Source organism: Rhizobium sp. ERR 1071 (genome assembly GCF_007828675.1).
Lineage (GTDB): Bacteria > Pseudomonadota > Alphaproteobacteria > Rhizobiales > Rhizobiaceae > Rhizobium > Rhizobium dioscoreae.
The window spans coordinates 56,590-67,907 of the sequence record NZ_VITM01000020.1; the positions used below are offsets into that span (position 1 = coordinate 56,590).

At 54.7% G+C, this 11,318-nt stretch carries 11 protein-coding genes; 4 read left to right on the forward strand and 7 right to left on the reverse strand.

The window, feature by feature from the left end:
* Window positions 1-61 precede the first annotated feature (61 nt).
* From FBZ99_RS32020 to aepX, 6 genes are all read right to left on the reverse strand, one after another.
* Window positions 62-961, reverse strand: coding sequence for a DMT family transporter (locus tag FBZ99_RS32020; protein WP_145637181.1), 900 nt, complete (start codon window positions 959-961; stop codon window positions 62-64).
* Window positions 961-2,703 carry an asparagine synthetase B family protein gene (locus FBZ99_RS32025; protein ID WP_145637184.1) on the reverse strand — a complete coding sequence of 581 codons (1,743 nt, stop codon included), beginning with the start codon at window positions 2,701-2,703 and terminating at the stop codon, window positions 961-963. Before FBZ99_RS32025 ends, FBZ99_RS32020 begins: the two co-directional genes overlap by 1 nt.
* A gap of 88 nt (window positions 2,704-2,791) precedes the next feature.
* Window positions 2,792-3,400 carry a CDP-alcohol phosphatidyltransferase family protein gene (locus FBZ99_RS32030; RefSeq protein ID WP_145637187.1) on the reverse strand — a complete coding sequence of 203 codons (609 nt, stop codon included), beginning with the start codon at window positions 3,398-3,400 and terminating at the stop codon, window positions 2,792-2,794.
* A 17-nt stretch (window positions 3,401-3,417) separates the two neighbouring features.
* Complete coding sequence (locus tag FBZ99_RS32035; protein ID WP_442966528.1) at window positions 3,418-4,215, reverse strand: phosphocholine cytidylyltransferase family protein; 798 nt, start codon at window positions 4,213-4,215, stop codon at window positions 3,418-3,420.
* 109 nt (window positions 4,216-4,324) lie between these two features.
* On the reverse strand, window positions 4,325-5,515 hold the full coding sequence (locus tag FBZ99_RS32040) for an aminotransferase class I/II-fold pyridoxal phosphate-dependent enzyme (protein ID WP_145637190.1): 1,191 nt from the start codon (window positions 5,513-5,515) through the stop codon (window positions 4,325-4,327).
* A gap of 50 nt (window positions 5,516-5,565) precedes the next feature.
* Window positions 5,566-6,492: a phosphoenolpyruvate mutase gene (gene aepX / locus FBZ99_RS32045; protein ID WP_145637192.1), complete on the reverse strand. Its 927-nt coding sequence runs from the start codon at window positions 6,490-6,492 to the stop codon at window positions 5,566-5,568.
* Window positions 6,493-6,861: 369 nt separating this feature from the next.
* Between aepX and FBZ99_RS32050 the strand changes: the two genes are divergently transcribed.
* Window positions 6,862-7,398 (forward strand): hypothetical protein, encoded by a 537-nt coding sequence (locus FBZ99_RS32050; protein ID WP_145637194.1) that lies wholly within the window; start codon window positions 6,862-6,864, stop codon window positions 7,396-7,398.
* Window positions 7,399-7,591: 193 nt separating this feature from the next.
* Complete coding sequence (locus tag FBZ99_RS32055) at window positions 7,592-8,317, forward strand: GntR family transcriptional regulator (RefSeq protein ID WP_186450376.1); 726 nt, start codon at window positions 7,592-7,594, stop codon at window positions 8,315-8,317.
* Window positions 8,318-8,340: 23 nt separating this feature from the next.
* Here the strand turns inward: FBZ99_RS32055 and FBZ99_RS32060 are convergent, their stop codons facing one another.
* Window positions 8,341-9,072: an alanyl-tRNA editing protein gene (locus tag FBZ99_RS32060; protein WP_145637200.1), complete on the reverse strand. Its 732-nt coding sequence runs from the start codon at window positions 9,070-9,072 to the stop codon at window positions 8,341-8,343.
* Window positions 9,073-9,631: 559 nt separating this feature from the next.
* Here FBZ99_RS32060 and FBZ99_RS32065 point away from each other — a divergent pair.
* The gene (locus tag FBZ99_RS32065; protein WP_145637203.1) at window positions 9,632-10,396 is read left to right on the forward strand and encodes a helix-turn-helix transcriptional regulator; all 765 of its coding nucleotides are present in this window, start codon (window positions 9,632-9,634) and stop codon (window positions 10,394-10,396) included.
* 73 nt (window positions 10,397-10,469) lie between these two features.
* Window positions 10,470-11,069: an acyl-homoserine-lactone synthase gene (locus tag FBZ99_RS32070; protein WP_145637206.1), complete on the forward strand. Its 600-nt coding sequence runs from the start codon at window positions 10,470-10,472 to the stop codon at window positions 11,067-11,069.
* Window positions 11,070-11,318: the final 249 nt, after the last annotated feature.

Genomic DNA, 11,318 nt, shown 5'->3' on the forward strand with positions numbered 1-11,318 from the left:
TAGCCCCCTGGTTGCAGATAACCTAGCTAAACCTGTGGAAAACCACCAGAAGCGGCCATCACTATTTGGCGAGCAATTGTCGTCGGTGGGGAAGCGTCATGGCGGTCACACCGACCAGGATCAAAAGCAATCCGCCCCACACCGTCGAAGACAGACGCTCACCGAGAAAGACCACGGCTATGAAAATACCGATCGGCACACGTAGGTAAGACTGGGTAGTGGTGGCGACCGGCCCGACGGTACCAACGAGCCGGAAATAGATTGTGAACGACAACGCTGTCACAAAAAAAGATAGCCCCAATAATGCTAGCAGCGAAGAATCTGACGGCGCGAGTTGCCACGGTCGTTCCAGACCGATGCTCAAAGGAACGAGAACGCAAGCGCCGCAAATCAGTGAGCCGGCTGCCGGTACCATCGGATCAAGTTCCCTGAAAGTCCGGCCGAAAAGTGCCGCACCTGCATAACATATCGCGGCGGCGATAATTGCTCCATAGGCTAGCAGGTCAATTTCTCTATGGCTGCCCCCCGGCCCGAGTCCCACGACGAGGCAAACGCCCAGGAAGCCGATGGCCGCGCCACATAGGCTGCGGAGAGGTATCGGTTCGTTGCGTTGGAGGGATTTGATTGCAAACACGAAAATAGGCGCCGCTGAATTCAATATCACGGCGATCGCCGCATCGGTATGTTGTTGCGCCCACGCCACGAGGGTAAACGGCAAAGCGCTGTGGAGACATGCCTGGACACCAAATCGCTTCCAGTCGTCGATTTGCCGAGGAAGCTTCACTCCTCTCCACGCCAATAGCAGGAGCAGAATGCTGGCTGCGATGACGGTTCGGGCTGCGATCAAAGTCACTGGCGGTATGGTTTCGATTCCGATTTTGGTTAAAGAATAGGACGCACCCGACAGAGTAGACATGAGCAACAGGAGGCCCAGTTCGCTACCGATGATCGACTTTGACATCAAAGTGCACCGCCAGTCGCCGCGGAAAGACCTGGCAGATGGTTTGGTCCATTCATGGATGGCTGTAAGTCCAAAGGTCCTTTTGCGTTAGGGGAGGGATCCAAGATGCGCTGGCACCAGATTTCGAAGAGTACGGCATTCCAAGCAAAACGGAAGTTAGTCGGCGTTATCTCCTGCCTGATCTGCGCCATCAGACGTTCTGTTGATCGGGGATTAAGCAAGCCGCGCGCCGTGACGCGTTCGAGTGATAGGTAACGCTCGCAGAGCTTGATCATCAACTGCTGCATGGCAGTATCGTAGCGAAGGTGCTGCAGTCCCTTTTTTCGGCGGGTGATCGAGGTAGGAAGAACCGGTGCCAGTGCCCGCCGTAGAATGCGTTTGACACCCAGCATATTGACTTTGTCTCGGTCGTTGGTTCGAAGTGCGAAATCGATGAGATAGCGCTGTGCAAATGGCAGGCGCATTTCGAGCCCGTGATGGCGGGCAAGGGTTGTCTGCGCGCCGGTGCGCTCATCCCAGGCGGAAAGATCGCTTGCAAGTGCCTCAAATTGCGTTCGCGCGCTCGACGCCCAATGTCGGAACTCTCTTTCCGGCGTTTGGTTCAGCACACAGGGATCGACGGATGCGTCCGTCACGTGATGGTAACCACGTTGCGTTGCTGTAGCGCGAGCAAATAGAAGAGAAAAGGGGCCTAATCTGCGCGCCTTCCAAAGCCGCCAGTGGGTAGACATACCCGAGAAAATTGCATCACTGACGTTTCCGGAATAAAGGAGATCCACCTCTCTAGCGGCGTTTTTCCACAAGGCATGAAGGCAAGGAAGCTCATCATATCCCCCTGGATTGCCGAGAACCTCGACGGTTTCCTCTATCAGCCCTTCGATATCATGAGGGGTGAGAATAAGCTCGTGGTGATGAGTTTTGAAATGTGCGGCGGTCGCGCGCGCCCCCTGGATTTCCGGGTCGTCTTCTCCGAACCCGACTGTGTACGAATTGAGTTTCGTGTTAGGGAAGGCTTCGCTCAAGAGCGCGACGACGGCTGCTGAATCGATACCTCCACTCAATGAGATGCCGATACGCTGGCCATCCGCAGGGCCACAATCCCGAACCGATTGGCGCAGCAGCGACAGCAGATCGGCGGGACGGGATCGCCGCTGCCGCCGTCGATAATCGTCCGGGCGCGGGGGCAGCTTTCGGATGTGCTCCGATGTGATCGTCAGAACCTCGAGATGTCCGGGGCGAACGGGCCGCACCGCCGCCAAAAATGTCGTAAAGGGTGGCGCCCAACCTTCTCTCAGGAAATAACTAACTGCCGCAGGGTCGATGTCTCGCGAAAACCCGCGCACCCCCATAAGGCATGGCATAGTATCGGCGTAGGCGATCCATCCTATGCCTCTTGCGTGATAAAGCTGATACGTTCCGAAAGAATCGCGGGCGAGATATATTTTATGCTCTCGAGTATCGTATAGAGCGACCGCAAACTGGCCTTCGAGACGGTCAAACGCGGTCAAGCCTTCTGTGCAGAACAGGCTCACGAACTCCTCCGGACGCAGGGTCAGGTGCTCGCCTTGGTCGTTTCGCAGAAGGCAGCGTCCCCAGAGGTGCAGGACGAAACGCTCCGTATGATATGCGGCAAGGGTTCCACATCCCTCGCAATCGCAACTAGAATAGAGCAGCCGCATGGCAGCGTCCTTCCAACCCGCGGATTGCTCCAATCGATTTTCGGATTCCAGCAAAGCAAACACGACAGATCCTTTCAATTAGGACAAATCGATCGTCTGAGTAAGTCGGGCCGTGGGCAACGCTAAGGCGCGAAAGGCCGGGAACTCAAGTTCACAATCCGGTGTCGCGAGCGACAAGTACCAGGGAAGCCAGCACACAGAAGGCGGTGACCACAAAGTACATGCGGCCGCTCGTCTTGGGGATGCGAAGGGGCGCCACATGCAGGATCGCGAGGATGACGATAGCGCCGCCGAACAGAATCGGGAAAAGCGATGGCGGCAGCTCTGGTCTCACAAGGAAAAGGACCGCGGTTACGGGCACAGCGTAGGTAGTCGGCACGCCGATGAATCGCCCGCCAGGTGATCCGAACACGTTGAAATAGCTGAGCCTGAGTGCACTAGCGATGACCAGCAAAGCACCGCAAGCAACAGCTATCGCTGACATCTTTGCCACAACCATCAGGGCGAGCGCCGGAAAAATACCCGCGCTCACCAGATCGGCGAGCGAGTCCAGGTTCTTGCCGATCTCGCCCGTTTCCGGGGCTCTTCCCCGGGTCCGCTTGGCGATGACCCCATCCAGATGATCGGCAAGCAATGCCCAAAGAGCCGCTGCAAGGCCGACCTCGGGAAAGCCCGCGACCGTCAGCGCAATGCCGACCGTCGCAAGACATAGCCCCGACGCCGTGATCATGTTCGCGGGATCTAAAAGCTGTTTAATCATCGTCTCCCCCGCTCTGCTCAGACGGCCTGGCTTAGTGCCAGAGCCGGTTTATCCCGGAATAAGGCTTCGGCGATCTGAAGGTCTTCTTTGCTGTCGATCTCGTACCACCGGAGAGCGTCACAACGTGTGGCGCCGAGTTTAAGGCCGTGATTGGAAATCAGGAGGGAAAGAAGCTCTTCCGTGTAGGCTTTGTGGGCGCCCGACCCGATCAAGTCATCAAGCATCGGCACGATCAGAGTGCGTAGGGTATCGTGGGAAAACCGCATTAAGTTCATCGTCTTGTAGAGGCGTGGAGCACCAGGGCGGAAAAGATCGATAGAGGTCTGCTTCATCCGAACCTCAGAAATCAGTCCATTCTCGGAGAGAACAACGGCTGAACCTTCCATCCGCTCGTCGAATGGCGCGACATCGATGGCATCCCTGAACGGGGTGTCTCGCAGCGCTTCGAGTGCGTCAAGCTCGAAGAACACGTCACCTTCTAGGATGTAGCAGCCACCCGATAGTAATGTATCGCGCGCGAGCCATAACGAGTATGCGCTACCTGTGTGGTCGAAGACAGCGGACTCGACATAATGAAGATCGATCCCTTCGAAGTGATGATCACAGGCATATTCTATGGCGTCTTTCCGGTAGCCGACAACGATCGTTACGTCCCGCACGCCGATCCGCTGCAGGTTGCGGAGGGCATTGTGAAGAATCGAGACACCGTTGACTTCGACCAATGGCTTCGGGCGCAAGTCGGTCAGCGGGCGTAGCCGCGTGCCGAAGCCTGCAGCTAGTATTACCGCCTTCGAGGAAGAGGACATGATGGTCATAACACGGTCTCCTGTGAAAAATAGACAATGATGTGCATCGGCATCAGCCGTTGAGCAGACTTCCGGCGATTCGATCAGAGGTTGCTACGCCCGCTTTTCTCGGTCGTTGTCAGCGCCAGGCGTTGATGAGATCGACACATAGTCGCAAGCCCGTCTCAACCTTCTCGGGCGGCAGGCCATAGGACAGTCGCAGGCCCGCGGGATCGCCGAATGCGGTGCCGGATACGGCCGCGACGCCAACGCGCGCAAGGAGTGAATTGACCACCTGATCGGCGATAGTGATGCCGGCTTCCCTCGCTGCTGAATCCGACAGATCCGAAAGGTCGAGATAAAAATAGAAGCCGCCCTGGGCCTTCGGCGCGGGAATGCGGGTTAAAGAGGACAGTACATTGAGTCCAATCTGTCGTGCGCTCGCGAGCTGCATGCGCAGCCTGCTCTCATAGCTTCCATCGTTTCGCTGAAGGTGGGCCAGGACAGCGTGCTGTGCGATTACATTTGGATTGGACGTCGTATGCGATTGCAGTGCTTTAGCGGCGTTTATTACTTCCTTCGGGCCTGCCAGATAGCCGATCCGCCATCCAGTCAAGGCAAGAGACTTGCTGAAGGCGTTCACGATCAGGGTGCGAGAGCGCACCTCGGGAACGAGAGATACGATGGGGTGATGAACCTGATGTCCATGCACAAAGTCGCCGTAGCATTCATCGAAAATGATCCAGAGATTGCGCTGGATGGCTAACTCGGCGATAGCAATCAGCGTATTGACGTCATAGACGACACCCGTCGGATTACTCGGGGTATTGATGACGATCGCTCGCGAGCGGTCCGTCATGGCCGCCCTGATATCTTCAACGCGCGGAACATAACCGTTCAAGCGGGTATCGACAAACACCGGCTTACCGCCAGCGATCAAGACCTGAGCCGGGAAGGTCGTCCAATAGGGGGCGGGAATGATGACTTCGTCTCCTGGGTTCAGGAGCACCATCGCGGCGTTGAACAGCGCCTGCTTGGCTCCGGACGTGACCGCCACCTCTTCTGCTTTCCATATCTGTCCAGTTTCGAGTGAAACCTTTCTGGCCAGCGCTTCACGCAGCTCCATCATACCGACGGTGTCGGTGTACCGATTTATACCCTTATTGATGGCATCGATCGCACCTTCTCGTATGGCAGGGGCCAAATCGCTCCATATTTCGCCCGCCGTGAGATCTATAATTTCCTTGCCGGCGTCGGCGGCGGCTTTTGCCGCAGCGCGCGCAGCTGCAGTTCCTGATGAACCGAACAAGTTTGTCCGTTGCGCAAGCATGTGCGCTCCCCCGCTGATGGTTGGTGAGTTGGTGCCGTTTCGGGCGGCCGCTATCCTGTCTGCTTGGGAAGATATTGATCTTCCGCTCGGGCTAATTCGTCATAGCCAATCAGATCGAAAAGTTCGTCAAGACCGGCGACCCTTTCTTCGATCCCAGCAATACTCTCTTCCGATTGAATGCGGGCACAGATATCCCGCATGCCGGCAATAGCCGCCCGCATCGTGTGGTTGGCCCAGATAACCGTGGAAATGCCTGCTTTGCGATAGGCGGAAACCGGAGTCTTATAATATTTGGTCGGAACGATGACGACGGGCAGCTTGTTGTCCCATTCCTTTGCAAAAGCAAGGATTTCGTCAGCAACCGCCTTGCGGGAGTGGATCAGGATGGCATCGGCGCCTGCCTTGGCGTAGGCATGCGCTCTTATCAGGGCTTCATCGAGGCCGTGACCCGCGATCAATGCTTCGATGCGTGCAACGACCACAAAGTCCGGCCCGGTCGTGTCCTTTACTGCCATGAGGCGGCCGGAAAATTCAGCGATATCGGCTAAAGGGTGCCGGTCGCCGACGAACGAATTCATTTTAGGAAAGCCTTTATCTTCGAGGCAAATGCCTGCTGCCCCGCGCTGCTCGAGTTTCCGTGCAACAATGCGTGCGTTGTTGAAGTTGCCAAAGCCGCTATCACCATCCACGAGGACGGGAATACCGGTGGCATCGACCATACGTTCGACGACATCAACGACCTGGGTCCAACTCGCCTCATTGGCGTCCCGATAACCAAGTGCAGAGGAGATGGAAAGGCCTGAGGCCCAGAGCCCTTTGAAGCCGGCGCGCTCTGCAATTGCTGCTGAGAGTCCGTCATGGGCTTCCATCAGGAATGCAAGATCGTTGGAACGAATGAGTTCGCGAAGGGTTGTCGATAGTGCGGCGGCGACCGGCAAGGCTTCCGCTTCTGTTGGATATGAAATTGCTTTGTTCATTGTCATGCCTCCTTCATAAAACTCAGGTTGATTGCGTTTATGAGGAAAGGCAAGATATATCTAGAATATATTCGAGATATACTTTTGAGTTGGCGCGCAAAATAGCGATTTCCGGCAAAAATATTGGCGTTTTAAAAGTATAATCGTAATATCTTCAATATATATCTGATATATTTTTGGAGGTGCGAGGGTCAAGGAAAACCAAAAACAGAAAATCTCGGAAATTTCCGCTAGATGGAGTACCGTTGTTCCTTGTTTATTTTCAGTCGCGCTGCGACTTAACAGTGCCGGCGCGAAAATACTCCTTGAAACGGCCGCGACATCGGGGCCATAACAGTAACACCCCTTTAAAGCCAATCGAGGGAAAAGATGGCGGCTGAAATTGTTTCGATTGGGGGTATGCGCGCTTTGCTGGCGAAAGGGCTTCGTCAGGATGAAGGCTTGCGAGCCTTGCGCGATGATTTCGAGTGCGCATTTGCCATCTTTCGCCACGCGGTGCAGAAGGACTTGCCGTCCTTTACGTTCTCAGGCCTGCGACTTCCTCCTGTCTTCAACGAGAGGCTGCCGGGAGCGCCGGTTCCCTATGGCGATGCATTTGCATTCGAAATAGCAATATTTCAGGAGCATCTCCACGACCGCATCACGTTGCTTGCTCAAAATAGGCAAATGCTGCGCGAAATTTGGGCATTCAACGAACGGACACGGTGGTTTCGTCAAATAGAAATAAAGTCGTCCGAGACTGCGGGGGAAGCCGTCGATGAAACGGCCAGATTGATTGCTGCTCTTCAGTCAGGAGAGGTCAACCAGGCCATTGTGGCTCTTGCACAATGCGAAGCGCGTCGCATCGACTTGATCAATGCTTTGACTCAGCAACTGACTTTTTTCGAACATCCGAACAAGAGCTGACATATCAGTAATTGCCAAAAGTACGGTTTTTCGGACTTCTCAGTTTCTGCGGCGTCCGATAATTTCTCGCCCTGCCTTTTAACGGATGCTTGTAGCTAGAAGCTTGAGTCATCGATTCCGCCGCCGTGCACTAGCAGTCGGCTGCGGACAGCGGTTTATGCCGCTGGGGCATTTCTCGCCTTCGGAGGGAGCAATGTTTGGTACTGAAGTGAATTTCTTTGATGAACGGTCACCGGCCGATCGCTTCAAGACTGCGCAGATCTATCATCGACTGAAGGAGCTTCTGTTATTCCAGAAGATCCCTCCACGCACGAAGCTTGACATCGGAGCACTTGCTCACCGCCTCAGGGTAAGCAAGACGCCAGTTCGTGAGGCGTTGATCATGCTTGCCGAAGAGCGGATCATTCAAGTCCTGCCAGGAAGCGGCTATTTTTCCAAGGCGTTGAAAGCGGCTGAGATAGCGGAAGATTATGAAGTTGCTTTCGCAGTACTCAAGCACATTATCACCGCCCATATAAGGTCCTTTGCCGGAGCGGGCCTCCCAAGACTGACGCCTGAGCCAAATGTCGCACATGACATCATCCAAAATGTGGGCTCCTATGCGGAATTCATCGAGGAGCTGCTGGAAGCGATCGTGTCCATTGGCGGTAACGAATTGTCCTTGCAGATGATCCGGTCCTTTAACTGCCGAACCGCCTTCATTAGGCAATTGGACCTCCAGCAGCCAGTTCGATTCGCGCAGATCTCAAGCGTGGTCGAAGAACTCATTGAACGTCTCGAACATGCGGATACGGATGGTGCTATCGACCGGCTCGAGCGACTTTACAAAGAAAAGATCGCTCTTCTTCATCACCTTGTGGCGGAAGGAAATCGCCGCGCGATGGCTTCGGGGGCTCGATGGGAAGACCTCGTGCACTAACGAGGCCACGCTGCGGCTGCCATTCAGGGCGATCTTGGGATAGACTTAATCTCAGAGAGACGGATCTCACAGTCTATAATTGCGTCAGCCAAGCGCTCCATTGCGGTGACCCGCACAGGGCCTACCTCGCCGGTATGACGCACATGGAGGGCGTCGCTGGATCTCACGTTGAATTCACCGATCTTCAAGGCACGTATTTGTCCATTTGAGCCAGGCCATATGATAGGCGGAACGGATGTTATTTGGATCTGGGATCGCTCGGTTATCCATATCGGCTGAAGAGGAAGGTTTTCCTCGATGAGTTCGGCCACCAGACGCTCAAGTTCGTCTACATGCATGCCGGTATTATCAACCTCAAATGCTATTTTGCCCCCATCATTGCCGGCGAGTGTTTCGACTACCGGGTATGGAAAGGCCAGCGAAACGAGATAAAGCGCGGTGTGAGCCCGCATTGCAGCGTACCGCCTCGGCCAATCAATCTTAAGCCTGAGTTTTTCGCCTAAAATGAGATCATCGATCGGCTCTTCACAAATGTGTTCTATCGTCTCCGCTTCTCCATCATGCCATTGGCTATTCTTGATGCGTATGCATCTTCCATCCGCAAGCAGCATCTCGCCGCTGTCAGGAACTGAAGCGCCAGCGGCGGGGTAAAATATGGTGCGGTCGAATATAATTCGGTTGGTGCCTCGCCATAAAATTGTGGCTTCGATCTGTGCAAGGTAGGCGTTATCCAAAAAGTCGAGAAATGTTCCCATAACCGCTCCAAATTGGCGCTCGTGCGGCACCTGGGCACGTACGTCAGGGTTGGTCCCGAGCCATTGAATTCCCGAAATACTTGTCACAATCAAATGGATATTCGCATGACTGAAGAATTGCTTTTCTAGTAGCCGGCTTATTTAATTCTACTTGCGGTGAGCACGTTGCCACCTACGTCCCACTGGATAATTCGAATGTTCTTGAGCGGAGGATGAGACGGGATTTCTCCTCGTCCGTCGCATCTATGCTCTCCATTTGGTTCGCGCTACCCTTCCGCTACCGCTGGCACTTATATAGCCGGAAAATCTTTGGTCAGATCGCTTACCTCCATCATGTTGGCTCTGGGCGTGAACAGCCAATCCAAAGTGTACAAAAATCTGAAACATTAGGATGCTAGCGTGCCTCGCTCGTCTCGTGGCCCTACCGCATATTCTCGCGCACATCGGACTCCTATTGCAGGTTCCGCAAGCAGTTGATCGCCTCGAGCGCTAACCCGAGATTCTGACCAGCGACGTAGTCAGTTCTCGTATCCTATCGTGCAACTTTGAAGGCGTTGTCATGTCGCACCATTGGATATTGCCTGGCAACCCTATTTTCCCGACTCGTACCCTTGAGGAAACGCAATATTTCTTGACCGAACTGGAAGCCTGCACAACGCAGGAAGAGCTGGCAGGAGTTGTCATCCGCTATGTACAGGCGTTTGGCGCAACAAATGTGCTGGTCGGCACCATGCCGCAGATCGGCGCCACGAGACGGCAGCAAATTGGGCACGTCCTCATCAATGCGTGGCCAAATGATTGGTCAGCTCGCTACTTTTCGCAGAATTACCTGTTTAAGGATCCCACCATCAGTCTGGTTCGCGAAGGGCGTGAAAGCTTTTTCTGGAGCGACGCGGAAGTAATGAAAGCCAGAGTCGGAGCGATGGTCATGGGAGAGGCCAAGGAGTTCGGTCTTGAGCAGGGCTTTACGATGACGCTCCCGAGTCTGGGACATGACCATGTCGGATTTTCCATCGCCGGGGAGCGGCTTCAACTTTCTCCCGAAAACAAGAGGAATCTGGCACTCGTCGCAAGCTTTGCAGTCTACCGCGCGCTGCGGATCAGGCTTAACCAGCAAAACAGCAGCATTCTCAAACTGACGCCGCGAGAACGGGAAGTTCTGCAATTGGCTGCCGAGGGGTGGAAGGAGCGTCAAATTGCTGCGCGTCTCGGAATAAGCGATCACGCCATAGACAAATATATGCGTTCCTGCCGTGAAAAGCTTGGTTCACGAAATACCAATCACGCAATCGCGGTTGCGCTGCGAGGAGGGCTGATTTCCTAAGGTACGCTTTTCCGTACCTGTCATCGCCCGTGAACGATCCGATGATCCTTCTGCCCAAAGGAGGATAATCACGATGCTTCATATTATCAGCGCTAACAATATACAGGACTACCAGAACGAAATGGAACAAGCATTCCGCCTGCGCCACCGCGTATTCGTTGAGGAGCGTGGTTGGAGCGACTTGGCGCGCACGGATGGACGCGAGGTCGACCAATTCGATACGATCGATTCCGTGCATATGCTGTTTATCGATCAAGGCGAAGTTCTCGGCTATCAACGCATGCTGCCATCCACGAAACCGCATTTGCTTTCCGAGGTGCTGCCGCAACTCTGCGAGCAAGAAAGGCCCATGGGTCAGCATATCTGGGAATGGACACGCTATTGCGTCGATCCTGCCTATAGGGAGCATGGCCGTGCCTTGAGCGCCGTCTCTAACACACTCCTCACAGGCTTCGTGGAGTGGGGTCTGGAAAACGGCATCGATACAGTGATTATCGAAATGCAACCACTTTGGATCCTTCGCCTGCTGCAACTGCATTTCAAGGTCAGCGCACTTGGCTTACCGCAGACGATCTCCGGTGAGGACGTGGTCGCGGTGACCGCATCGTTCGATCACCGCACGCTGACGAAGCTTCGGTCTTTGAAGACCGAGCTGCGTCGGCGGGCTGCTTAGCCGGAGGGACATTGTCCTACGTATTGATCTGCCGTCCGCGTCAATTTTCGAAATTTTGCCATCCAACATGTTGCCGAGGCTCGTGTTGGATGGTCGGTTGATCAGGAAAGCGGTGCGGGGCTTAGGGGGTGATCGAGTTACGCCGATGGCGTTGAGAGTTGGCTCGGGAAATTTGAACAGCGGGGATAAGTGGAATTTCTGCCTGGCTTCGGCTTAAATGCCGGGAACAGGAGATACCATGACGAGACG